Origin of the sequence: Cryobacterium sp. TMT1-62 (assembly GCF_004403145.1) — a bacterium.
Lineage (GTDB): Bacteria > Actinomycetota > Actinomycetes > Actinomycetales > Microbacteriaceae > Cryobacterium > Cryobacterium sandaracinum.
Genome location: NZ_SOGZ01000003.1, coordinates 1 through 22,798 on the forward strand (window position 1 = coordinate 1; position 22,798 = coordinate 22,798).

22 protein-coding genes are annotated in these 22,798 nt (G+C 68.0%); 10 read left to right on the top strand and 12 right to left on the bottom strand.

Annotated elements, in window-relative coordinates; all coding sequences use genetic code 11:
- A partial coding sequence (locus tag E3T34_RS00720; protein WP_241977298.1) for a DEAD/DEAH box helicase occupies positions 1-1,528 on the top strand: 1,528 nt, incomplete at its 5' end.
- Positions 1,529-1,622: 94 nt separating this feature from the next.
- On the opposite strand, the gene E3T34_RS00725 is transcribed toward E3T34_RS00720, so the two are convergent.
- From E3T34_RS00725 to paaI, 7 genes are all read right to left on the bottom strand, one after another.
- Positions 1,623-4,379, bottom strand: coding sequence for an HAD-IC family P-type ATPase (locus E3T34_RS00725; RefSeq protein WP_134341835.1), 2,757 nt, complete (start codon positions 4,377-4,379; stop codon positions 1,623-1,625).
- Between the two features lie 9 nt (positions 4,380-4,388).
- Complete coding sequence (locus tag E3T34_RS00730; RefSeq protein WP_241977299.1) at positions 4,389-4,901, bottom strand: universal stress protein; 513 nt, start codon at positions 4,899-4,901, stop codon at positions 4,389-4,391.
- Between the two features lie 71 nt (positions 4,902-4,972).
- On the bottom strand, positions 4,973-5,317 hold the full coding sequence (locus E3T34_RS00735; protein WP_134341836.1) for a helix-turn-helix domain-containing protein: 345 nt from the start codon (positions 5,315-5,317) through the stop codon (positions 4,973-4,975).
- 10 nt (positions 5,318-5,327) lie between these two features.
- Entirely contained in the window at positions 5,328-5,726 is a 399-nt protein-coding gene (locus E3T34_RS00740) for a hotdog fold thioesterase (protein ID WP_134341848.1), read from the bottom strand.
- A gap of 54 nt (positions 5,727-5,780) precedes the next feature.
- A complete protein-coding gene (locus tag E3T34_RS00745; protein ID WP_104102571.1) occupies positions 5,781-6,416 on the bottom strand; it encodes a TetR/AcrR family transcriptional regulator in 636 nt (211 codons plus the stop codon).
- Positions 6,417-6,490: 74 nt separating this feature from the next.
- Positions 6,491-7,801 carry a phenylacetate--CoA ligase PaaK gene (gene paaK, locus E3T34_RS00750; protein WP_134341849.1) on the bottom strand — a complete coding sequence of 437 codons (1,311 nt, stop codon included), beginning with the start codon at positions 7,799-7,801 and terminating at the stop codon, positions 6,491-6,493.
- Between the two features lie 33 nt (positions 7,802-7,834).
- The gene (paaI, locus tag E3T34_RS00755; RefSeq protein ID WP_104102568.1) at positions 7,835-8,269 is read right to left on the bottom strand and encodes a hydroxyphenylacetyl-CoA thioesterase PaaI; all 435 of its coding nucleotides are present in this window, start codon (positions 8,267-8,269) and stop codon (positions 7,835-7,837) included.
- A 116-nt stretch (positions 8,270-8,385) separates the two neighbouring features.
- On the opposite strand from paaI, the gene paaA reads away from it, so the two are divergent.
- The 6 genes from paaA to E3T34_RS00785 are packed head-to-tail and all read left to right on the top strand — an operon-like array spanning position 8,386 to position 12,998.
- On the top strand, positions 8,386-9,369 hold the full coding sequence (gene paaA, locus E3T34_RS00760; RefSeq protein WP_104102566.1) for a 1,2-phenylacetyl-CoA epoxidase subunit PaaA: 984 nt from the start codon (positions 8,386-8,388) through the stop codon (positions 9,367-9,369).
- Positions 9,369-9,674, top strand: a complete 306-nt coding sequence (paaB, locus tag E3T34_RS00765) for a 1,2-phenylacetyl-CoA epoxidase subunit PaaB (protein WP_104102564.1) — start codon at positions 9,369-9,371, stop codon at positions 9,672-9,674. Before paaA ends, paaB begins: the two co-directional genes overlap by 1 nt.
- Complete coding sequence (gene paaC, locus E3T34_RS00770) at positions 9,671-10,501, top strand: 1,2-phenylacetyl-CoA epoxidase subunit PaaC (RefSeq protein ID WP_104102561.1); 831 nt, start codon at positions 9,671-9,673, stop codon at positions 10,499-10,501. Before paaB ends, paaC begins: the two co-directional genes overlap by 4 nt.
- The gene (gene paaD / locus E3T34_RS00775) at positions 10,495-11,022 is read left to right on the top strand and encodes a 1,2-phenylacetyl-CoA epoxidase subunit PaaD (protein WP_134341837.1); all 528 of its coding nucleotides are present in this window, start codon (positions 10,495-10,497) and stop codon (positions 11,020-11,022) included. The genes paaC and paaD overlap by 7 nt, the downstream gene beginning before the upstream one ends.
- A gap of 2 nt (positions 11,023-11,024) precedes the next feature.
- Positions 11,025-12,176 carry a 1,2-phenylacetyl-CoA epoxidase subunit PaaE gene (gene paaE / locus E3T34_RS00780; RefSeq protein ID WP_134341838.1) on the top strand — a complete coding sequence of 384 codons (1,152 nt, stop codon included), beginning with the start codon at positions 11,025-11,027 and terminating at the stop codon, positions 12,174-12,176.
- Positions 12,177-12,224: 48 nt separating this feature from the next.
- The gene (locus E3T34_RS00785; RefSeq protein ID WP_134341839.1) at positions 12,225-12,998 is read left to right on the top strand and encodes an enoyl-CoA hydratase/isomerase family protein; all 774 of its coding nucleotides are present in this window, start codon (positions 12,225-12,227) and stop codon (positions 12,996-12,998) included.
- A 281-nt stretch (positions 12,999-13,279) separates the two neighbouring features.
- Here E3T34_RS00785 and E3T34_RS00790 read toward each other — a convergent pair whose 3' ends face one another.
- The 5 genes from E3T34_RS00790 to E3T34_RS00810 form a co-directional block, all read right to left on the bottom strand.
- Complete coding sequence (locus tag E3T34_RS00790; RefSeq protein WP_104102551.1) at positions 13,280-13,987, bottom strand: ABC transporter ATP-binding protein; 708 nt, start codon at positions 13,985-13,987, stop codon at positions 13,280-13,282.
- The gene (locus E3T34_RS00795; RefSeq protein ID WP_134341840.1) at positions 13,984-15,900 is read right to left on the bottom strand and encodes an ATP-binding cassette domain-containing protein; all 1,917 of its coding nucleotides are present in this window, start codon (positions 15,898-15,900) and stop codon (positions 13,984-13,986) included. Before E3T34_RS00795 ends, E3T34_RS00790 begins: the two co-directional genes overlap by 4 nt.
- Before the next feature lie 4 nt (positions 15,901-15,904).
- On the bottom strand, positions 15,905-16,777 hold the full coding sequence (locus E3T34_RS00800) for a branched-chain amino acid ABC transporter permease (RefSeq protein ID WP_158250302.1): 873 nt from the start codon (positions 16,775-16,777) through the stop codon (positions 15,905-15,907).
- A gap of 2 nt (positions 16,778-16,779) precedes the next feature.
- On the bottom strand, positions 16,780-17,964 hold the full coding sequence (locus tag E3T34_RS00805) for an ABC transporter substrate-binding protein (RefSeq protein ID WP_134341841.1): 1,185 nt from the start codon (positions 17,962-17,964) through the stop codon (positions 16,780-16,782).
- A 175-nt stretch (positions 17,965-18,139) separates the two neighbouring features.
- Positions 18,140-19,060, bottom strand: a complete 921-nt coding sequence (locus tag E3T34_RS00810; protein WP_104102542.1) for an EamA family transporter — start codon at positions 19,058-19,060, stop codon at positions 18,140-18,142.
- A gap of 70 nt (positions 19,061-19,130) precedes the next feature.
- Between E3T34_RS00810 and E3T34_RS00815 the strand changes: the two genes are divergently transcribed.
- The 3 genes from E3T34_RS00815 to E3T34_RS00825 are packed head-to-tail and all read left to right on the top strand — an operon-like array spanning position 19,131 to position 22,553.
- A complete protein-coding gene (locus E3T34_RS00815; RefSeq protein ID WP_158250301.1) occupies positions 19,131-19,799 on the top strand; it encodes a copper resistance CopC family protein in 669 nt (222 codons plus the stop codon).
- A 39-nt stretch (positions 19,800-19,838) separates the two neighbouring features.
- Entirely contained in the window at positions 19,839-21,866 is a 2,028-nt protein-coding gene (gene recQ, locus E3T34_RS00820; protein ID WP_241977301.1) for a DNA helicase RecQ, read from the top strand.
- Positions 21,867-21,923: 57 nt separating this feature from the next.
- Complete coding sequence (locus E3T34_RS00825) at positions 21,924-22,553, top strand: trans-aconitate 2-methyltransferase (RefSeq protein ID WP_104102537.1); 630 nt, start codon at positions 21,924-21,926, stop codon at positions 22,551-22,553.
- Positions 22,554-22,798: the final 245 nt, after the last annotated feature.

Sequence of the window (22,798 nt, forward strand, 5' to 3'; positions counted from 1 at the left end):
CGACCGTGCCCCGCGCACGGATCGTCCGGCGTACAACAACGACCGTCCGCGCACGGACCGTCCGTCCTACGGCAACGACCGACCCTCCTACGGCGACCGAGCCCCGCGCACGGATCGTCCGGCGTACAACAACAACGACCGTTCGTCCTACGGCGACCGTCCGGCCCGCACCGAGCGTGGCGGCTACGACCGTTCCGAGCGTTCGAACTCCGACCGTCCGGCGCGTCCGGCCCGCTCGGCGTCCGATGGCGGCCACTCCAGCAACTTCTACCCCGACCGCGACACCAAGGCGCACTTCGCCGCTGGTGACGACGTCGTGCTTGAGCGCCTCGAAGCCATCGCGACGACGGCTGCCGAAGTCGTCGGCGTGACCTTCGGCGACTTGGGCCTCGGTGAGAACATCGTGCGCGAGCTCGCCACCCTCGGTGCCGCAGCGCCGTTCCCGATCCAGGCCGCGACCATCCCGGACGTACTCGCCGGGCGCGACGTGCTCGGCCGTGGCAAGACCGGTTCCGGCAAGACCATCGCCTTCGGCGCTCCCCTCGTGGAGAAGCTGCTGGAGAACAACGGCGCCAAGGACCGCAAGATGGCCCGCAAGCCCCGCGCGCTCATTCTGGCCCCGACCCGTGAGCTGGCCCTGCAGATCGACCGCACCATCCAGCCCATAGCCCGCAGCGTCGGCCTCTTCACCACCCAGATCTACGGCGGCGTTCCGCAGTACCGCCAGGTCAGCGCCCTCCAGCGCGGCGTGGACATCATCATCGGCACCGCCGGTCGCATCGAAGACCTCATCGAGCAGGGTCGCCTCGACCTCAGCGAGGTCGTCGTCACCGTCCTTGACGAGGCCGACTACATGTGCGACCTGGGCTTTCTCGAGCCGGTTCAGCGCATCCTGCGTCAGACCAAGAAGGGCGGCCAGAAGCTGCTCTTCTCGGCCACCCTCGACAAGGGCGTCGCCTCGCTGGTCAAGGAATTCCTGGTCAACCCGGCCGTGCACGAGGTTGCCGGCGAAGATCAGGCCTCCTCCACCATCGACCACCGTGTGCTCGTCATCGAGCACCGCGACAAGAGCGCCATCATCGGCCAGCTCGTCGACCGCCAGGGCAAGACGCTGATCTTCTCGCGCACCCGTGCCTACGCCGAACAGCTCGCCGAGCAGCTCGAAGACGCCGGCGTGAAGGCCACGAGCCTGCACGGCGACCTGAACCAGGCTCGCCGCACCCGCAACCTGCAGATGCTGACCAGCGGTCGCGTCAACGTGCTGGTGGCAACGGATGTCGCGGCTCGCGGCATCCACGTGGACGACATCGACCTGGTCATCCAGGCCGACGCTCCCGACGAGTACAAGACCTACCTGCACCGCTCCGGTCGTACCGGGCGCGCCGGCAAGTCCGGTACCGTCGTCACGCTCATCCCGAAGCAGCGTCGCCGCCGCATGGATGAGCTGCTGGGCCGCGCCGAGATCGAGGCCTCCTTCACGAACGCGGCCCCCGGCGACACGTCGGTGCGCGACCTCGCCGGAATGTAGTCGGCAGCAACTCCAGCACCTCCTGAAATAACGCGAGAAGGGGCATCCGCCGTCACGGTGGATGCCCCTTCTCGCGTTGCGGGTCGGGCAGGTCTCAGCGGCGAGCTGCGCGATGCCCGGCTGCCCGCACGATGGCTTTTCGGACCTCCTCGATCCAGAGCACCGACGACCCGACCAGCACGCACAGACCCCATTGGCCCGACGTGAGGGAGGTCGTGTCGAAGAGTCCTTGGAGCACGTCCATCTGCACCACGAGGACCTGCAGGATGATCACGGCGGTGAGTGCCAGCCAGATGCTGCGGTTGGTGAACGTCTGGAGTGAGAAGACGGAGTGGGTGTCCGAGCGCACGTTGAGCAGGTTGAACACCTGGTAGAAGACGAAGGTCGTGAACGCGAGGGTGGTGGCGAAGGCCGCGTTGCCCGCACTGTCCGGGAACAGGGCGGACGCCTGGGTCAACACGGTCAGGGTTCCCGCGGCCATGACGAGGCCGAGCCCGAGAATACGCAGCATCCTGTCCCGAGTGAGCAGAGGTTCGTTGGACGGGCGCGGAGGCCAGCTCATCGTTCCGGGTTCGGCCGGATCCAAGCCGAGCGCCAGTGCGGGTGGGCCGTCCATGATGATGTTGACCCAGAGGATCTGAAGCGCCGTGAACGGCGCGCCCGCGGCCCACCCGGTGACGCCCGCGATCAGGAAGATGAGCACGAATCCCCACGCCGTGGTCAGCTGGAACCTGACGAACTTCAGGATGTTGGCGTAGATGCCGCGTCCCTCCTGCACCGCGGCGACGATCGTGGAGAAGTTGTCGTCGGTGAGGATCATGTTTGCGGCGCCTTTGGAGACATCCGTGCCGGTGATACCCATGGCGATGCCGATGTCGGCCTGCTTCAGGGCCGGCGCGTCGTTGACGCCGTCACCGGTCATTGCAACGACATTGCCGCCGGCCTGCAACGCCCTGACCACCCGGATCTTGTGGGCCGGGGTGACCCGGGCGAGTACCCCGTAGTCAGCGGCCCGGGCGGCGAGCGCGTGATCGTCGAGGTCGTCCAGCGTAGGACCGGCAGCAGCCTCTCCGGGCAGGCCCAGGTTGCGGGCGATGGCCGAGGCCGTCACGAGATGGTCGCCCGTGATCATGTGCACGCGGATGCCGGCGCCGAGCGCCACCGCGATGGCCTTGGCCGCCTCAACCCTGGGTGGATCGACAATTCCGACGATGGCGTAGAGGGTCAGACCGGTGACCAGGGAGCGACCCGAATCGTCGCCCGGAACGGTGCCGGCGTCGAGGGTGCGTCCGGCGACCATGATCGTGCGCAGGCCCTCACCGGCCAGTTCCTGGATGGTGTCGTGGATTCGTTGCTGCATGGTGGCATCGAGAGGGCGGATGCCGTCGTCGGTGAGCACCGAGTCGGTCAGGGGCAGCAGTGCGCCCGGTGCGCCCTTGGCGAAGCAGCGGTGTCCGGGCGGTCGCGGCAGTCCGGTCGTCGGCTCTGCCGGCCGGTGGAATGTGGCCATGAATTTGTAGTCGGAGTCGAAGGGCACTTCGGCTACCCGGGGGTGGGTCCGCCTCGCAGCTGCGACGTCGATGCCGCCCTTCTCGGCGAGAACGGCCAGGGCTCCTTCGGTGGGGTCGCCGACCAGCACGCCGTCGTTCAGTACGGCGTCATTGCACAGGGCCATGGTTAGGAACGCCTCGGTGAGGTCAGGCAGGGGCCGGTCATCACCGGTGAGGATCCGGCCGTCGGTGGAGTAGCCCTCGCCGGTGATGCGGAAATCGCGGCCATGGGTGTGCAGTCGGCGGGCCGTCATCTCGTTCATGGTCAGCGTGCCGGTCTTATCGGTGGCGATATGGCTGACGCTGCCGAGGGTTTCCACCGCCGAGAGCTGCTTGATGATGGCGCCTCGGGCGGCCAGCCGGGAGGCGCCCATCGCCAGGGTGAACGCGACGACCGCGGTGAGACCCTCAGGAATGGTCGCCACGGCCAGCGAGACGGCGGTGATCAGCAGCTCGGTCCAGGAGTCCCCGCGCAGGAGGCCCAGCACGAAGACGATCGCCACCACGACCAGCGCCGCAACGGTGAGCAGCTGGGCCAGCTGGTCGATCCTCCGCTGCAACGGTGTTTGGTCGTTCTTCACCTCGTTCAACAGCACCGCGATGCCGCCGACGGCCGTGCCCATGCCGGTGTCGGTGACCACCATGGTGGCGCGGCCGCGAGTGACCAGGGTGTTCATGAAAAGCATGTTGGTGCGGTCTGTGAGCGGCAGTTCCGCATCGTCCAGAGCGGGAATCGTCTTCCCGACCGGCTCGGATTCCCCGGTCAGGGTCGCCTCGGCCACCTGCAAGCCGGCATTCTCGATGATGCGACCGTCCGCCGGAACGGAGTCCCCGGCATCGAGGAGCACGATGTCGCCCGGCACAAGATCGGAGAATTGCACCTCGAGTTCGGTTCCGTCCCGCCGAACGACGGCCTTGCCTTCCGACAGCTGCTGCAGCGCCTGGAGGCTGCTCTCGGCCCTCCGCTCCTGCACATAATTCAGAACCGTGTTGAGGATGATCACGACCAGGATTACGATCGGTGTCTCGAGTTCTTGCGAGACGACGGCGCTGACGACCGCGGCCACCAGGAGCACGATCGTCATCTTCTCGCCGAGAAGGCGCACGATCTTGCGCCAGGTCGGCACGCGTTTCGGCTTACGCAGCAAGTTCGGTCCGTATCGCCGACGGCGGTCGTCGACCTCGGCTGCGGCGAGCCCGGCGCGGACGTCGACGTCCTGGGCCGCCGTGGTTTCAGCGGCCGAGAGGGTGTGCCAGGCGGCGTGCTCGGTGGCCGCCGCTGCGGGAGAGGTGGTGGACATCCGTCTGGGTCAGCGATTCGGCCGTTTGCGCGTCACCAGCACCGGGCAGACCGAGAGCCGGGTGCACTGGTCGCTGACCGAGCCCAACAACAGTCCGGCCAAATTGCCGCGCCCGCGGGAACCGACCACGAGCATCCGCGCCTCACGCGACACCTCGATCAGGCTGCGGGCAGGCCCCGCATGCACGGCCCGGTAGTCGGTGGTCACGTTCGGGAAGGCATGCACCAGCGCAGCGGTGTCCTCGATCAGTGCGGCCCGAACCGCCTCCGAGTATTCGGCGAACGTCGACACGTAGCCGAACTCCCAGTTCGCGGGCCTGGGGGCGGTGTCGATTGACCAGGCGCGCACGACCACGACCGGGGCGTGCAACTGATCGGCGAGCCCGAGCGCCGTGCTGAGCGCGTGGTCTGCGAAGGTCGAGCCGTCGTGGCCGACGACGATGCTGCCGGCCGGCGACGGGGCCGGCGTGGACGCCTCGGCGGTTTCCGGTGTGCCTGCAGGGGTGGTGCCTTCGGTGCTCACGGCGGACTCTCCAAACTGGGGGATGAATGAGGAAGAACGATCAGAACACTCCCAGATTAGCGAACTGCCGTTCAGGTGTCCAACTTGGGGGGTGAGACCGGCACGAGCACGGCGAGCAGCTCGTCGAGTTCGTGTCCTTCGGACACCGGATGCCGGAACAGTCTCCCGGGGGCGATCTGGTAGCTGTTGCGCCGCCCGACCCGGGTTCTCGTGATGTAACCGCTCGCCACGAGATCGGCGATGATCTTCTGGGCCCCGCGCTCGGTGACGCCCACCCGGGAGGCCACTTCGCGCATCCGGCACTGCGGATCCCGCGCGATCGTGACGAGAACGTGTGCGTGGTTGGTCAGGAACGTCCAGCGGGCGTCGCTCCCGGGGGTGGGCCGGGGCTCCTGGTCAGGGTCCGATGCGTTCATGTAAGTGAGATTAGTCCACCGGTGCCGCGCCGTCTTGCGCCCGGGGCACGAACGGCGGCCGGTCGGGCGCGTCGACGATCAGGTTCGTGATGCGCGCGGTGCACAACCGACGGCCCTGGTCGTCGCTGATCACGATCTCGTGGCAGGCGATCGTGCGCCCGAGCCGGATGGCCGTCGCCACCCCGGTCACGATTCCCGACCGCGCCGCGAGGTGGTGGGTCGCGTTGATGTCGAGGCCCACCGCGCTTCGCCCCGGGCCCGCATGGATCACGGCAGCCCACGAGCCGAGAGCCTCGGCGAAGGCGACGGATGCCCCGCCGTGCAGCAGCCCGAAGGACTGTCGGTTGCCCTCCACCGGCATCGTCGCGACGACCCGCTCCGCGGACTGCTCGAGGATGGTCACGCCCATCTTCTCGTCAAGTTCGCCGAGCGTGATCTTCCAGTTCTCGTTCACGTGTCTCCTCTATTCGGTGGTCGAGCTCGCCGAGACCCGCGAGCCCGGCGCCACCCGCAGCCCGTCGAGCGCCACCGCGAGCACATCGTTGGCGAGTTGACCGGCATCTTCCGGCCCCTCCGGCCGGTACCACTCCACGATCGAGTTCACCATGCCGAACAGCAGCCGGGTCACGATCCGAGGGTCGATGTCGCCGCGCAGGGAACCCTCATCGCGGGCCTCCACCACGAGGGCGGATACGGCCCGGTCGAATAAGCGGCGGCGGGCGAGCGCGGCGCGCTCGACATCCGTGTTTCCGCGCACCCGTAGCAGCAGCGTCACGTAGGGCAGCCGGGAGGTGAGCACCTCCACGGCTCCGCGCAGCACCGCGGCGAGCCGGTCGATGGCCGGGCCGCACTGGGCGCTCTGCTTGAGCAGCACCCCTTCGAGTCCGTCGAGGGCCTCGCCGAGAGCCTGTTCCAGCAGCTCCTCCTTCGAGGTGAAGTGGTGGTAGATCGCCGATTTCGACAGGCCGAGGCGGGTCGCGAGCACGCCCATCGAGGTGGCGTCGTAACCGAACTCGTTGAAGGCGGCGACCGCCACCTCGAGAATGGCGGGCTGGTCGTATCCGGGGCGGCCACGCTTGGCCAGGGCTGGTTCAGACATAATCGAGAAGTCTGTCACGAGCCGGGTTTCCGGAGGAACGACCGGCCCGTGACTGCGCGGGTTGTGCGGCAGACTCAGCGCAGGTCGTAGACACGCTTGTGCTTGCCGGTGCTGCGCTCGAGCGTGCCGGGTTCGACGATCAACACGTTGACGCTGGACCCGATCAGGTCCTTGATCTTATGGATCAGCAGCGCTGAGGCGATGTCGGAGGCGGCATCGCTGGCGTGCTCGTGCCGTTCGATCCGAACGGTCAGTTCGTCCATCCGGTTCGGCCGGGTCAGCTCGATCACGAAGTGCGGGGAGAGGCTCGGGATGCTGAGCACGATCTCCTCGATCTGGGTCGGGAACAGGTTGACGCCGCGCAGGATGATCATGTCGTCGTTGCGACCCGTGATCTTCTCCATCCGGCGCATGCCGGGGCGCGCCGATCCGGGCAGCAGGCGGGTCAGGTCGCGGGTTCGGTAACGGATGACCGGGAAAGCTTCCTTGGTCAGCGACGTGAACACGAGCTCACCCTGGGTGCCGTCAGGCAGCACGAGTCCGCTGTCGCCGTCGATGACCTCGGGCAGGAAGTTGTCCTCCCAGAGGTGCGGTCCGTCTTTCGTCTCGATGCACTCGTTGCCCACGCCCGGGCCCATCACCTCGCTGAGCCCGTAGATGTCGAGCGCGTCGAAGTCGAGGCGGTCTTCCAGCTCGAGCCGCATCTGATTGGTCCACGGCTCTGCGCCGAGCACGCCCGCCTTCAGGCTGGACGAGCGAGGGTCCATGCCGGCCGCGACCATCGCATCCGTGATCGTCAGCAGGTAGCTGGGCGTGGCCATGATGACGTCCGGTTCGAAGTCCTGGATCATCTTGACCTGCTTGTTGGTCTGGCCGCCGGACATCGGGATGGCGGTGGCGCCCAGCGCTTCGATGCCCGCGTGCGCGCCGAGGCCGCCGGTGAAGAGGCCGTAACCGTACGCGTTGTGCACGCGCATGCCGGGCCGCACGCCGGAGGCGCGAAGGCTGCGCGCCACCAGGCCCGCCCACATCCTGAGGTCCTTCTTCGTGTAGCCGACGACGGTCGGCAGCCCGGTGGTCCCGGAGGAGGTGTGGATGCGCGCGACCTGGTCCAACGGCACCGCGAACATGCCGAACGGGTAGGAGACGCGCAGGTCGTCCTTGGTCGTGAAGGGCAGCAGGGCCACATCGTCCAGGGTGCGGATGTCGTCCGGGTGCACTCCGGCCTCGTTGAACTTGCGGGTATAGAGAGGAACGTTCTGGTAGGCGAGCCGTACGGTCTTCTGCAGCCGGGTCAGCTGTAACGCCTGCAGTTCGTCACGGGACATCCGCTCCTCGGGATCGAGTTCATCCTGGGCCGGGGCGTGCAAGCGGGTCTTGGTCATCGTTGACATGAGGCCTCCTGGTGGAATGCGGATTTAAAGTAGAGGAGCGACGGAACCAGGCACGGGAAAGTTGGTGGTGCGGCTGCGCCCGCGAAACTCCGCCACCGGTACGTTGTGCTCGTTGGCAACGCGCACGTCATAAAGTCCGGAGCGACCGCTCTTGGTGCGCAACACGGCGGTCGCGGTGAGGGTCTGCCCGGCGGCGGTGGGCTTCAGAAAGGTGATGTCGGCGCCCGACGCGAGCGTGACGTGGTGGTCGTCGTTGCAGGCGATCGCGAACGCCGTGTCGGCCAGAGCGAAGACGATCCCGCCGTGCGTCACGTCGAAGCCGTTCATCATGTCGTCCCGCAGGAGCATGGAGACGACCGCGCGGCCGGGCTCTGAGGCGTGCACGACCATGCCGAGTGCGGCCGATGCCCGGTCGTTCTCCATCATGGCCCCGTTGGAGGGCGGTAAAACTTCCGTCATGTGGTTCTCCTCATTGAGTTCCGCGGGCCGCAACGCATGGTTGTGGGGGTCGTAGGGAAACCATATACTAACTGAACGATCGGTTGGTAAAAGTTCGCCAAACCCAGGAGTCAACGATGACAATCCCGCCAGTTCCCTACGCTATCGCCCCGGACAGCGCCGCCACGGTGTCTGCCGAGGAGCAGCAGTTCAACGACCTGATTGCCGCCGATTCGCGAATCGAGCCGCGTGATTGGATGCCGGACGGCTACCGCAAGACCCTCATCCGCCAGATTTCCCAGCACGCGCACTCCGAGATCATCGGGATGCAGCCGGAGGGCAATTGGATCACCCGGGCGCCCAGCCTGAAGCGCAAGGCGATCCTACTGGCCAAGGTGCAGGACGAGGCCGGCCACGGTCTCTACCTCTACTCCGCCGCGCAGACTCTCGGCATCAGCCGCGACCTGATGACGGACCAGCTCATCGCGGGCAAGGCGCGCTACTCCTCCATCTTCAACTACCCGAGTCCCACCTGGGCCGACATGGGCGCCATCGGCTGGCTCGTCGACGGCGCCGCGATCTGCAACCAGGTGCCGCTCTGCCGCGCGTCCTACGGTCCGTACGGGCGCGCCATGGTGCGCATCTGCAAGGAGGAGTCTTTCCACCAGCGGCAGGGCTTCGAGATCCTGCTCGAGCTGATGAAAGGCACGCCCGCCCAGCGCGAGATGGCCCAGGAATCGGTCAACCGCTGGTACTGGCCGGCCCTGCAGATGTTCGGGCCGCCCGATGACGACTCGCCCAACTCTGCGCAGTCGATGGCCTGGAACATCAAGCGGTTCTCCAACGACGACCTGCGCCAGCGCTTCGTCGGAATGCTCGTGCCGCAGGCCGAGGTGCTCGGTGTGACGCTGCCGGACCCGGACCTGCGCTGGAACGAAGAAAAGGGTGCGTACGACATGGGCGAAATTGACTGGACCGAATTCCACGAGGTGCTCGCGGGCCGTGGACCGGCGAACGCCAGGCGCCTCCAGCGCCGCCGCGACGCGCACGACGAGGGTCAGTGGGTGCGTGAGGCTGCTGCCGCGTACGCCGCCAAGCAGGGCGTGAAGGCGGTCGCATAATGAGCGCTCCCGGTGCATCCGAGAAGGAGATCTGGCCCCTTTGGGAGGTTTTTGTGCGCTCCAGCCGCGGAATCAGCCACACCCACGTGGGTTCCCTGCACGCCCCCGACGCCACCCTCGCGGTGCGCAACGCGCGTGACCTCTACACCCGCCGCAATGAGGGCGTCTCGATCTGGGTCGTGCCTGCCGACGCGATCACCACGAGCGATCCGGATGCGAAGGGTGCCTTCTTCGAATCGCCCGCCGGCAAGAACTACCGCCACGCGAGCTACTACACGAAGAGCGAAGGGGTGAAGCACCTGTGAGCGACACCATCGAGCAGGACGGCCACGGCCACGTCGACGTCGACACGGTCCAGCTCTCCGCGGAACTGGTCGAAGCGGCATCCGTCGCCTCGCACGACGTTGCGGAATACGCGCTTTGGCTCGGCGACGACTCGCTCGTGCTGGCCCAGAACCTGGGCTGGTGGATCTCCCGCGCCCCGGAGCTGGAAGAGGACATCGCCCTCGGCAACATCGCCCTCGACCTGATCGGGCACGCCCGTTCCCTGTTGCACTACGCCGGGGCCGAATCCGGCCGAACCGAGGACGACCTGGCGTACTGGCGTGACGAACCCCAGTGGCGCTCGGCGCACCTGTTCGAGCAGCCCAACGGTGACTTCGCGCACACGATCGCCCGTCAGTTCATCGCGGCGCACTACCTGTTCGAGCTCTACAGCGCGCTGATGCAGTCGACGGATGCGACGCTCGCCGCGATAGCGGCCAAGGCCGTCAAGGAGGTCGACTACCACCGCGACCATTCCATCCAGTGGGTGCTGCGCCTCGCTCAGGGCACCGAGGAATCCCGCCGGCGCATGATCACCGGTCTCTCCGACCTATGGCCGTTCGTGGAGGAGCTCTTCGTCGACGAGCCGCTGATCGACCGGCTCGAGGGCGTCGCCGTGCGGCCGTCCTCCCTCCAGGCCTCAGTCCTGAGCGCCATGTTCCCCGTGCTCGCCGAAGCCGAGCTCGAGGTTCCCCGCGGCTTCATCTCCTCCGGGGGCGGGCGCCGCGGCGACCACTCCGAGAACCTCGGGCCGCTGCTCGCCGAGATGCAGGTGCTGGCGCGGGCGCACCCCGGCGCGAAATGGTGACCGTGGCCTCCCTTGCCCGTCCGCGTCCGGGCGACGCGGCGTCGCAGAAGGCCTGGGACATCGCCGCCGAGGTCTGCGACCCGGAGGTCCCCGTGCTCACGATTGAAGATCTGGGAGTGCTTCGGTCGGTCTCCGTTTCGGCCGACGGAACCCACGTCATCCTAACGCCGACCTACAGCGGATGCCCCGCGATGGAGGCCATGCGCGACGACGTCCGGGCGGCCCTCACCAATGCCCACTACCAGAACGTCACCGTCGAACTCGTGCTCGCCCCGGCCTGGACCACCGACTGGATGAGCGAGGAGGGCAAGGCGAAGCTGGTCAGTTATGGCATCGCTGCCCCGACCGGCCACTCCGGCGTGCGCCCGACCGGCGCCGTCCGGCTCCAACTCGTGGTCAAGTGCCCGCGCTGCTCCTCACTGAATACGCGGGAACTCGCCCGCTTCGGTTCGACGTCGTGCAAAGCACTCTACGAGTGCCGGGACTGCCTCGAACCGTTCGACTACTTCAAGGTGTTGTAACCATGGCCGCACTCAATCTGCGCAGTACCGATTCAGCCGTTCTCGACCCTGCCACCGAGCCTACAAAGCGCCGCGCCCGGTTCCACACCCTCGCCGTCGGCGAGGTGCGTCAGCTCACCCAGGACAGCGTCGAGGTGACCTTCCTGGTTCCCGAGGCGCTGCAGGGGGAGTTCGACTACGACCCCGGGCAGCACCTGGCGTTGCGCGCCACGATCGGCGGCCGGGAGCTGCGCCGCAGCTACTCGATCTGTCGTCCGCACGCGCTCGGCTCGGTCAGCGTCGCGATCAAGCGCGACCTCGGCGGGGTCTTCTCCAGCTGGGCGAACACCGAACTCCGGGCCGGGGACCGCCTTGACGTGATGAGCCCGCAGGGCACGTTCACCACCGCGCTGGACACTCTGGACGACAAGCACATCGTCGGCATCGCCGCCGGCAGCGGCATCACGCCGCTGATGTCGCTCGCACACACCGTGCTCGAACGCTCGGAGACCTCCCGCTTCACGCTCGTCTACACAAACCGCACCGCGCTCGACGTGATGTTCCTCGACGAGCTTGCCGACCTGAAAGACCGGTACCCGGCCCGGCTGGCACTGCACCACGTGCTCTCGCGCCAGTCTCGCTCCTCCGCCCTGCTCTCCGGCCGGATCGACGAGGAGAAGCTGCGCCTGATGCTGGCCAGCATCATCCGTCCCAACGCCGTCGACGAGTGGTTCCTCTGCGGGCCGTTCGAACTGGTGCAGTTGTGCCGCGACACGCTGGAGAGCGTGGACGTCGAACCGGGCCACATCCGGTTCGAACTGTTCACGACGGGGGAGCCGACGCACGCGGTCGGCGACACCGGGCGGCCGGTGGTCGTCGGAATCGGTGACAAGACCTTCGAGATCGAGTTCACGCTCGACGGCGAGAGCGCCACGGTGACCACGCCCGTCAACGCGAAGGAGAGCATCCTGAACGCCGCCCTGCGTGTGCGGCCGGACGTTCCGTTTGCCTGCGCTGGGGGAGTGTGTGGCACCTGCCGCGCCAAGCTCGTCAGCGGTGACGTCACGATGACCGAGAACTACGCCCTCGAACCGGACGAACTGGCCCGCGGCTATGTGCTCACCTGCCAGTCGCACCCAACGACCGACCGGGTCGTCGTCGACTACGACGTGTAGCGCCACTCGCCCATCAGGTATGGCGCGCAAGCGCAGAAAGCGGTTCCCGTGATCGAGCTGTCCATCCGGGACGACGTGGCCTACGTCGTCCTGAACGCCCCCGACAAGCTGAACGCGCTCGACGAGGCCGGCCTGGCCGGGCTCGCGGCCGCATACGAGACCGCGGAGGCGGCCGGCGTGCGCGCCCTCGCGCTGCGCGGCGAGGGCCGCGCATTCTGCGCGGGCCGTGACATCTCGGGCGTCGACCCGCGCGACGACGATGTGATGGGTTTCCTGGGGGGACTCGTCACGCCGTTGTTGCAGCGGATGAGCGCCTTCCCGGCGCCCACCTTCGCCGCCGCGACCGGGGCCTGCCTCGGGGTTGGCCTCGGCCTGCTGATCGCCACGGATGTCGTCTACGTCGCCGACACCGCGAAGATCGGGTCCCCGTTCGCGAACCTCGGTGCCACGCTCGACTCCGGCGGCCATGCCCTGTTCGTCGACCGGCTCGGCGCGCACCGCACCCTCGACCTGATCTACTCCGGCCGGCTCATGTCGGGCGCGGAGGCCGTGGCCGCCGGCCTGTTCAGCCAGGCATTCCCGGCCGACGAGGTGACGGATGCCACATTGACGGCCGCCCAACGGGCCGCACAAGGGGCGACTCAGGCGTTCCTCGCCAGCAAGGAGCTCGTGCGCGCCCTCCGGGACGACCGGCTCGGCCTCTGGCAGAGCGTCGCCGCCGAGAACCGGGCGCAGGCGGCCCTCTGCGACACCGCTGACTACCGCGAGGGCTTCGCCGCCTTCCAGCAGAAGCGCAAGCCCGCGTTCACAGGCCGCGACTGACCCGTCGCGTCCCTGTCCTGGCCCGTCCCTGCCGCCCGCGTCGAACCAATTCGACGGAGATTCTGGGAAAAAGGCGGTTCCCGAAGGTTCTGGGGCCGTTTCGGGCAAAATCTCCGTCGAATTCGTTAGGGCCGGTCGCCGCGGTCGCCCGCAGCGACCACATCCGCAGCATTTGCCGACCAGGTCCGCGGCGCGGGTTCTACGCCGCTGCGCGGCTGGCACGCCACGCGCTTAGCGGCGCAACACCTGCGTGCCGCTCCTGGAGCGGGCAACGGATGCCGCTACGCGGCTGCGCCACCCAGGTAGGCGTTGTGCACCTCGGGGAGTTCCACGAGTTCGGCCGGGGTTCCCGTGAGTGCCACCCGTCCGCGGTGCATGACCACTGCCCGGTGCGCGATCTTGAACGAGGCGCGCACATTCTGTTCCACGAGGAGAACCGCGAGCTGCTTCTCGACGCAGAGCCGGGAGAGCACGTCCATGATCTCCGCGACCACCTTCGGCGCGAGGCCGATGGACGGCTCGTCCAGCATGATCGCCGTCGGGTTCGCCATCAGGCCGCGCCCGATGGCCACCATCTGCTGCTCGCCACCCGAGAGGGTTCCGGCGGCCTGACCCATCCGGGTGCGCAGCCGGGGGAACAGCTTGAGGATCGAGTCGACGTCGCCGTGGCCCTTCTTCGTCCAGGCACCCAGCATGAGGTTGTCACGCACCGAGAGGGTCGGGAAGCACAGCCGGTTCTCGGGCACATGGGTCAGGCCGAATCCGGCCATCTTCTCCGTGGGCTTCCCGGTGATCGTGCGACCCTCGAGAGTCACGCTGCCCCCGGTGGGCCGGATGAGGCCGCTGACGGCTCGCAGCAGGGTCGTCTTACCGGCCCCGTTCGAGCCCACCACAGCCACGATCTCCCCACGCGCCACCTCGAAGCTGACCTCGTGCAGCACCGCGAGCTTGCCATAGCCGGCGTCCAGTCCGGAAACGATCAGCGTCATGCGTGCTCCTCCAATTCGTTCAGTTCCGCTTCGGCCTCGTCGAGGTCCGTGCCCAGGTAGGCAACGACCACGGCGGGGTCATTGCGCACGGACTCCGGGTCGCCGTAGGCGATGAGCACACCGTCGTCGAGCACCGCGACATGGTCGGCGAGGGACATGACCTGCGCCACATCGTGCTCGACGAGCACAATCGTGAGCCCGGCGGTCCGCAGCCGCCGCAGCAGCTCGGCCATCACCTCGCGCTCAGCGCCGGATAGGCCGGCCATCGGCTCGTCGAGGAGGAGCAGGGCCGGCTCGGCGGCCAGAGCCCGGCAGACCTCCATGATTCGCTGCTTGCCGAACGACAGATCCGAGGCCGAGTCGTCCGCGGCATCCGAGAGTTTCATCGACTGCAGGATCTCGTAGGACGCGGCGCGGTGGGCGCTCTGCTCACCCGACTGCAGCCCCAGCATTCCGCGGAGGACGCCCGCGCTTCCCTTGCGGTACCTGCCCATGTACACGTTGCCGACGACATCCGTCGAGGTGAAGACCTGCAGGTTCTGGAACGTGCGGGTCAGCCCGTGCGCGGCGGCGACGTGCGGTTTGCGGCCGGAGATCACCTGGTCGAGGAACGTGACGGTGCCCTCGCTTGGGGTCAGTGCTCCGGAGATCATGTTGAAGCAGGTCGTCTTGCCGGCACCGTTGGGGCCGATCAGACCCAGGATGCTGCCGGCCGGCACGGTGAGGTTCACATCGTTGACGGCGACGACGCCGCCATATCGTTTGCTCAGTCCCTCGAGGACGAGGATCGGCTCACCGGCCGCGACCGGGGTGCTGACCGTCGGGAGCTGCGGGATCGTCGTGTCGTCCTCCGAGACGTGCGCATGCGCGTCGCCGGGTGGGCGCTTCCCGGCGAACGGCAACTTCTGCCACAGCGTGGTCGCCGCCTGGTGGAGGCCGCCGGGCAGGAGCAGGATCACCAGGATCAGGACGATACCGTAACCGAGCAACTGCACCTCTCCGGTGGCGCCGGGGAAGATGGCCGGGATGACGTCGCGCATGCCCTCGCCGAGGAATTGCACAAGGAAGGCGCCCGCGACGGCGCCCCAGACCGATCCCAGGCCCCCGATGACGACCATCAGCAGGATCGAGACCGACAGGTGGAATTCGGCGGTGGCGGGGCTCACGATCGCGACCTGGTAGGCGTAGAACACCCCGCCGAGGCCCGCGAAGCCGGCGGAGAGCACGAAGACTTTCAGCCGCAGCGCATAGGTGTTGACGCCGAGGCTCTCGGCGGCGAGTTCGGAGTCGTTGACGGCCGAGAGGGCGCGACCGGCGCGGCTGTGGGTGAGGTTGAGGGCCAGGATGAGCCCGATCACCACGAACGGCGTCACGAACCAGAGGAAGAAGCCGCTGTTGTCGATCGGGATCCCGAGCACCGTGGGTCGCGAGATGCCGTAGATGCCCGTGGTTCGTCCGGTGACATCCCATTCGCGCACGCCGATCATCACGATGAAGCCGAGCCCCAGCGTCGCCAGCGCGAGGTAGTGGCCGCGCAGGCGCATCAGCGGAAGGCCCACGAGCAGGGCGACCAGCATCGCGGCGAGAACACCGACGGTGGCCGCGACCGGGCCGGGCAGATCGAGCTTGGTCAGCAGGATTGCGTGGGTGTACGCGCCGATCGCGAAAAACGCGGCCTGCCCGAGGCTGACCTGCCCGGCCAGACCCATCAGCAGGTTGAGCCCGATGGCCGGCAGGGCGAAGATCATGGCGAACACGACGATGTTCATGACCGAGGAACTGGCCGTGAAAGGGACCACGATCATCAGCGCGACGAGCACGCCGCAGCCGATCAGCGTGCTCTTGTTGTTCGCCCAGAAACGCGTGCGGAGGGAGCGCGTCCCGGCGAGGGTAAGTGTGGTTGCATGTGTCATTTCGCTACACCCTGACCGCTGTGGGCTTGAGAACGAGGCCCTGGGGGCGAACGACGAGCACAAGGATGAGGATGAGGAAGGCGGCGCCGTCCCTCAGGCCGGACGAGACGTACCCGGCCACGTAGGCCTCGATCACGCCGAGCAGGAGAGCCCCGACGATCGCGGCACGAAAGGAGACGAAGCCGCCGAGGACGGCGGCGACGAAGCCCTTGAGGCCGAGCAGTACGCCGCCCGACCAGAGCGAGAGGTAGATCGGGGAAGCCACCACGCCGGCGACACCCCCGACGAAACCCGCAATCGCGAAGGCCAGCACTGACGCGGTGACCGGTGAGATCCCCACGATGCGCGCCGCAACGGGCTGCTCCGCACACGCCCGCAGGGCCTTGCCCCAGCGCGACTTCTCGTAGAAGAGCACAATTCCGCCGCCGACCACGACGAGGGCGCCGATCATCCAGAATTCCTGAGAACGGATGCTCACCCCGCCGATCAAGATGTTGGTCCCCGGGAACAGGGGCACCCCCTTGGCCTCGGGCCCCCAGGCCAGCAGCATGATCGCCTGCAGCAGAGTCGAGACGCCGAGGGTCAGGATGATGGACGTGAGCGGGGTCAGCTTCTTCACCCGTGCGATGATCAGCCGTTCCATCGCAATGGCCACCAGGGTCACCGAGAGGATGGCGACCAGGATCGCGAGAAGGAGCGGCATCCCGGCCGCGGCGAGCCAGGCACTCCCCAGTCCGGCCAGCATCGCGAACTCGCCCTGGGCGATGTTGATGACGTGGCGAACCGTGTAGACGGCGATCAGGCCGACGGCGAGCAGGGCGTACACAGAGCCCTGTGAAAGCCCTGCCACCGTCAACTGCAGGAAATCAGTGAGCACGATCAGTCCTTGAGGAGGTTCCAGCGACCATCCTCGGCCTCAGCCAGGATGAGGGCGGTGGCGTCGAGGCCGGAGTGGTTCTTCGCGGTCATCTGGAAGACTCCGGAGATCCCAGTCCACTGGGCGCTCTCGAGTTCGCCGCGCAGGGCATCCGCGTCGGTGCCGGCGGCCTCGATCGCGTTGACGGCGATGTGCCAGGCGTCGAACGCGTGGCCCGCGAAACCGGACGGCTGCTCGCCGTAGGCCGCGTTGTAGTCCGCCTGGAACTGCTCGATGACCTCGCGCTGGGTGTTGTCGGCCGCCAGCTGGTCGGCGACGAGCAGGCGGCCCATCGGGGCGATGACGCCGTTGGCGGCGTCACCGGCGGCGTCGAAGAATGCCTGGTTCGAGATGCCGTGCGAGTGGTAGACCGGCTTGTTCACGCTGAGCTGCACATAGGCCTTCTGGGCCAGGCCGGCCGAGGGGTTGATGCCCCAGATGATGACGGCGTCAGAGTCCGAGCCGCGCACGTTGGTCATCTGCGGGGTGAAGTCGGTCGCGCTCGGCTCGAAGGCCTCCGTCATGACCAGGGTGATGCCGCGCTCGGCGCCGAGGTCTGTGATGTACTCCGCGACCCCTTCGCCGAAACCGCTCGCGTCGCGCACGAGGGCCAGCTTGGTGTATCCCTTCGCCTCGGCGTCGTCGAGGATGCGCTCGAGCACGACCACGTCGTTCTGTGCGGTCTTGAAGACCCACTTCGAGCCCTCGACGATGGCCACGTTGGCCGCGACGGAGATCATCGGGATCTTCGCAGCTTCCGCGATGGGGCGCATGGCCAGGCTGGGCCCGGTGCGTGAGGCACCGATGATGATGTCGACCTTGTCGCTCTCGATCAGCTTGCTCGTGGCCTTGGCCGCGCCGTCCTCGGTCGACTGATTGTCGATGATGGTGAGCTCGACGTCGCGGCCGTCGATGCCGCCGTCGTCGTTGAGCTGCTTGGCCAGCATTGTGAGCGTGTTCTGCTCCGGCACGCCGAGGCTGGCGCCGACGCCGGTGACGTCGAGAACCGCGCCGATCTTGATCGGGCCGGCCTCCGCTGCAGGGTCGTCCTTGGCCGTTCCCCCCAGGTTCGAGGTGCTGCATCCGGCCAGCGCAAGGGCTGTGATAACGGCAATCGGCGCGATGAAACGCAGACGAGACTTCTTCATTGGAATCTCCTTCAGAGGAACAGATAATTAGTGACCGACCAGTCGTTCACTAATTCAGGTGTGGGCCTGACAGTACCGTGGCATCGCCGCGCGCGGCAAGGGTCCCGAGGCAGTCGTTCGTAACGAGTGGGTGACGGTGTCGGCGGTGAAAGGATGCCAGTCGGCGCCCGGTCCGTCAGGCCAGCGCGAGCATCCCAGCCGCGCCGAGGGCGAGCGCGAGGCCCAACCACTGCACCGGCGCGATCCGTTCCCGGAGCACCACGGCGGCGAGCAGGATCGTGCCGGCCGGGTACATTGCCGTGAGTACGCTCATCACGCTGAGGTCCCCGGCGCGCATGCCGAGCAGCAGCAACACATTGGCCACGACGTCGATCACGCCGCAGGCCACGGCCAGCCGCAGCCCGATGGTGAGCGTCGAGCGGGGCTGCGGCGCGGCATCCGTCACCGGTCTGAACGAGCCCGTCATCGGCGCGGTCGTCACCAGTGAACGTCGCCGCCGCAACGCGAGCAGGGCGAGCAGCCCGACCACGGAGAACATGATCGCCGCATTAACCGCGCGGTTCATCACCAGCGGCACGAGCCCGCTGTCCGCCGGGGTCAGGTCGATCATCACCATGAAGGCGCCGATCATCGTGCCGGAGCCGAGGGCCATCAGCACGCCGAGCAGGCTCGGCCGCACGGCGCCGCGCTCGGGCACGAAACCCACGAGCACCACCGCCACGAGCGCCAGGCCGAGCGCCCAGTAGCCGATCGGGGCGAGGCGGTCGCCGCCTGCCAGCCCCACCGTCATCGGCACGACCGCCGACACCACGGCCGTGAGCGGCGAGAGGATGCTCATCGGCCCGATCGCGAGGCAGGTGTAGAGCAGCGAGATCGCGATTGCGCCGCTGACTCCGGACAATCCGCCCCACAGCACGGCCGACGGCGACCAGACCCCCACCACAAACGGTAGGGCGAGCAGCAGGGCCACGAGCCCGGATGCCGCGGCGACGGCCGTCACGAGCAGGGAACTCATGCGCTTGGCGGCGAGCCCGCCAAGGAAGTCGGCACTCCCGAAGATGAGTGCGCCGGTGAGGCCGAAGACCGCGGTAAGCATAGAAAACGAGCTTAGCGAGTGGCCGGTATCCTAAGACCCCCAACTGTGTGAGGCGGGGAGACAGATCGCTGTGAAACGAGGGAACAGGGCGCGGCAGTGGGCAGCGCTCGCGCTGGGCGCCGCCGTGGTGGCCGCGCCGCCGTGGTGGTCCGCCGCCCCGGCGTCGGCCCACGACTCCGTGGGCGGGTCCTCCCCGGCAGCGGGGGCCGTCGTGACTGAACAGCCTTCGCTGTTCACCGTGACGACGAACGACGCCCTGCTTGACCTCGGCGGCGGGGGAGCGGGCAGCGGGATGCTCATCAGCGGGCCCGCGCGTGTGGCCACGCCTCTCTACTACGGTGACGGCTGTATCAGCCTGCTCGGCCCGACCGTCGAGACCAAGGCCCAGCTGGGCCAGCCGGGCGAGTACACGGTGACCTGGCAGGTGGTCTCGACCGACGGGCATCCGGTGTCCGGCGACTTCACCTTCACCTGGCAACCGGCCGCCGACCAGGCATTGGCTGAAGGGTCCCCGGCCAAGCCGGTCTGCGCCGAGACCGCGGACGCCGCCGCGGATGCTGCTTTCCCGGATTCCACCGACACAAGCACCGTCGCCCTCGCCGAAGCCCCCCTCGTCGCCGTCTGGATCGCCGCCGCCCTCGGTGCCGTCCTCCTCGCTGTGGCTGGAACCCTCCTCGCCATCCGCCGACGCGCGCCTCGCCCACCGAATCAGCCCGAGCAGCCTGACCAGCCCGCGTAGCCGACCCGCACCATCGGAGGGCGCAGGTAGAGTTGCCGGGTGAGTTGGAACGCCGAAATACCGTGGAATCCTGACGAGTTCGAACCACCCGACGAATTCGACGCCCCGCCACCGCCCGACGGCTATGCCGGCGGAGCCAGGGAGTGGGAACCGGCCCCGGGCCTGGCGGGCGCGGCAGGCCGCGCTCGTGCCGGCGCATCCGCCCTTCGCGTACCCGCAACCCCGCCCCGCCGCGCCACCGCGAAGTTCGCGACGGCCGGCGAGGCCCTGCGCACGGTCTTCGGCTACGACTCCTTCCGCGGCGAGCAGGCCGCCATCATCGACCAGGTCATCAACGGCAACGACGCCGTCGTGCTGATGCCCACCGGTGGCGGTAAGAGCCTGTGCTATCAGATCCCCTCGCTCGTGCGGGAGGGCACCGGCATCGTCATCTCGCCGCTGATCGCCCTCATGCAAGACCAGGTCGACGCGCTCACCGCCGTGGGCGTGCGCGCCGCGTTCCTCAACTCCAGCCAGGACTCCGCCGCTCGGGGCACGGTCGAGCGTGACTACCTCGCCGGCAACCTCGATCTGCTCTACGTCGCCCCCGAGCGACTCTCCTCCGAGGCCACCAAGCGTTTCCTCGACCGCGGTACCATCGCCCTCTTCGCCATCGACGAGGCCCACTGCGTGTCGCAGTGGGGGCACGACTTCCGGCCCGACTACCTGGCCCTGTCCGACCTGGCCGACCGCTGGCCCGATGTTCCCCGCATCGCTCTCACCGCCACGGCCACCGACGCCACCCATAAAGAGATCACCACCCGGCTACAGATGGGCGATGCCCGGCACTTCGTCGCCAGCTTCGACCGGCCCAACATCCAATACCGCATCGTCGGCAAGGCCGAGCCGCGCAAGCAGCTCCTGGCCTTCATCAAGGCCGAGCACCCCACGGATGCCGGCATCGTCTATGCCCTCAGTCGCAAGACCGTCGAGGCGACCGCCGAATTTCTGCGCCAGAACGGGCTCAACGCGCTGCCCTACCACGCGGGCCTCGACCAGGGGTTGCGCGCCCGCACCCAGTCCCGGTTCCTCCGTGAGGAGGGCGTCATCATCGTCGCCACGATCGCGTTCGGCATGGGCATTGACAAACCGGATGTGCGTTTCGTCGCCCACATCGACCTGCCCAAGTCCGTCGAGGGCTACTACCAGGAGACCGGCCGCGCGGGCCGCGACGGCCTGCCCTCCACCGGCTGGCTCACCTATGGCCTGCAAGACGTCGTGCAGCAGCGCCGCATGATCGACGAGTCGCCCGGCGACCTCGGCCACCGGCGCAAGCTCTCCGCCCACCTCGACGCCATGCTCGCGCTCTGCGAGACCGTCACCTGCCGCCGGGTCAACCTGCTGCGCTACTTCGGCCAGTCCAGCGAGCCGTGCGGCAACTGCGACACCTGCCTCGAACCCCCCGTCGGCTGGGACGGCACCGTCCCCGCCCAGAAACTGCTCTCCACCGTGGTGCGCCTGCTGCGCGAGCGCAATCAGCGCTTCGGCGCCGGGCAGCTCATCGACATCCTGCGCGGCAAGGTGACCCCGCGCACCACTCAGCACAGCCACGACCAGCTGGCCACCTGGGGCATCGGTGCCGACCTCAGCGACCAGCAGTGGCGCGGCGTCGTGCGGCAGCTCCTCGCCCAGGGTTTCCTGGCCACCTCCGGCGAATACGGCACCCTGGTGCTGACGGATGCCGCCGCGGAGGTCCTCGCTGGCCGCCGCACAGTGGAGCTCCGCACCGAGCCCGAACGGGCCGCCCGCCCCGCGGCCGGGGCCCGCAAGAGCGCCGCGAAGGCGGCCGCGGCCGATCTCAGCCCCGAGCAGGAGACCCTGTTCGCGGCGCTGCGGGTCTGGCGCTCCGCCCAGTCCAAAGAGCAGGGCGTGCCGGCCTACATCATCTTCGGCGACGCAACCCTGCTGGCGATCGCCGCGACGAAGCCGGCCACCCTGGCCGACCTCGACGGCATCTCCGGCGTCGGTGCCAAGAAGCTCGACGCCTACGGCGCCGCCCTCCTCGAGGTCGTGTCCGCCGGAACCTGACGCCTCCCGTCCCGGACCCAACCCGCGGCATCCCGCAGGACCGGGTAGAACTGAGTCATGGACTGGACCGAGTACTTCAACGCTCAGGCCGCTCGCCCGCCGCGTGCGGTGCTGCTCCGTGCCCTCGACCTCTGCGCCGACGCGCCACCCGCCCCACCCGGCACTGCGATCGACTTGGGCTGCGGTGCGGGCACCGAGACCCGGCACCTGCTCGCCGCCGGCTGGACTGTACACGCGTTCGACGCCGACCCGGGCTCCGAGGCCAGGGTCCGGACGGGCCTTCGCGCTGCGGAGCAGTCCCGCCTGGTCTTTCACCGGTCCCGCTTCGAGGATCTCCCCGAGTTGCCCGCCGCAGACCTCGTCTATGCGGGGTTTTCCCTGCCCTTCTGCGACCCCGCGGTGTTCCCCGACCTGTGGGCGGGCATCCGCGCGGCGCTGAAGCCCGGCGCCTGGTTCGCCGGAGAATTCTTCGGCCCCCACGATGAATGGGCCGGCCGCGCAGACATGAACTTTCATGATCGCGGCCAGGTCGAGGCGCTCCTGGCCGGTCTGCACGTCGTCGGCCTCGTCGAAGACGACCGCCCCGGTCAGTCCGCATTCGGCCCTCGCCACTGGCACCTCTTCCACGTCACCGCCCGCACCCCGACGACCTGTGCCCCAACGAATTCGACGGAGATTTTGAGCTAAAGCCACGTTTTGGGCTTGTTTTAGGGCTTCTAGGGCAAAATCTCCGTCGAATTCGTTAGGAGCGGCTGGGCCGTCGCTCCGGCAGAGGTGGTGCCCCGTTTGTGGGTAACGGTGCCGTCAGACCCTTTACCGCTGTGGAAACCTACAAGACGAAGGCCGGGCGGAGCATCCTTCGTTGTAGGCCCGTCACGCACTATTTCCCCGCTTCGCGAGAGCCGCCTAACGTGTAAGAAAATTTCGAGTTC

Bases quoted from the DNA above. Each gene is read 5' to 3' on its own strand.
- paaI (WP_104102568.1), bottom strand. From the start codon at position 8,269: ATGACGGAAGTTTTACCGCCCTCCAACGGGGCCATGATGGAGAACGAC.
- E3T34_RS00745 (WP_104102571.1), bottom strand. From the start codon at position 6,416: ATGTCTGAACCAGCCCTGGCCAAGCGTGGCCGCCCCGGATACGACCAG.
- E3T34_RS00790 (WP_104102551.1), bottom strand. From the start codon at position 13,987: ATGACGCTGATCGTTTCCGGACTGGACGCCGGCTATGGCAAGCTCGCG.
- E3T34_RS00825 (WP_104102537.1), top strand. From the start codon at position 21,924: ATGGACTGGACCGAGTACTTCAACGCTCAGGCCGCTCGCCCGCCGCGT.
- E3T34_RS00735 (WP_134341836.1), bottom strand. From the start codon at position 5,317: ATGAACGCATCGGACCCTGACCAGGAGCCCCGGCCCACCCCCGGGAGC.
- E3T34_RS00740 (WP_134341848.1), bottom strand. From the start codon at position 5,726: ATGGGCGTGACCATCCTCGAGCAGTCCGCGGAGCGGGTCGTCGCGACG.
- paaA (WP_104102566.1), top strand. From the start codon at position 8,386: ATGACAATCCCGCCAGTTCCCTACGCTATCGCCCCGGACAGCGCCGCC.
- paaE (WP_134341838.1), top strand. From the start codon at position 11,025: ATGGCCGCACTCAATCTGCGCAGTACCGATTCAGCCGTTCTCGACCCT.
- paaD (WP_134341837.1), top strand. From the start codon at position 10,495: ATGGTGACCGTGGCCTCCCTTGCCCGTCCGCGTCCGGGCGACGCGGCG.
- E3T34_RS00805 (WP_134341841.1), bottom strand. From the start codon at position 17,964: ATGAAGAAGTCTCGTCTGCGTTTCATCGCGCCGATTGCCGTTATCACA.
- E3T34_RS00725 (WP_134341835.1), bottom strand. From the start codon at position 4,379: ATGTCCACCACCTCTCCCGCAGCGGCGGCCACCGAGCACGCCGCCTGG.
- paaK (WP_134341849.1), bottom strand. From the start codon at position 7,801: ATGACCAAGACCCGCTTGCACGCCCCGGCCCAGGATGAACTCGATCCC.
- paaB (WP_104102564.1), top strand. From the start codon at position 9,369: ATGAGCGCTCCCGGTGCATCCGAGAAGGAGATCTGGCCCCTTTGGGAG.
- E3T34_RS00810 (WP_104102542.1), bottom strand. From the start codon at position 19,060: ATGCTTACCGCGGTCTTCGGCCTCACCGGCGCACTCATCTTCGGGAGT.
- E3T34_RS00795 (WP_134341840.1), bottom strand. From the start codon at position 15,900: ATGACACATGCAACCACACTTACCCTCGCCGGGACGCGCTCCCTCCGC.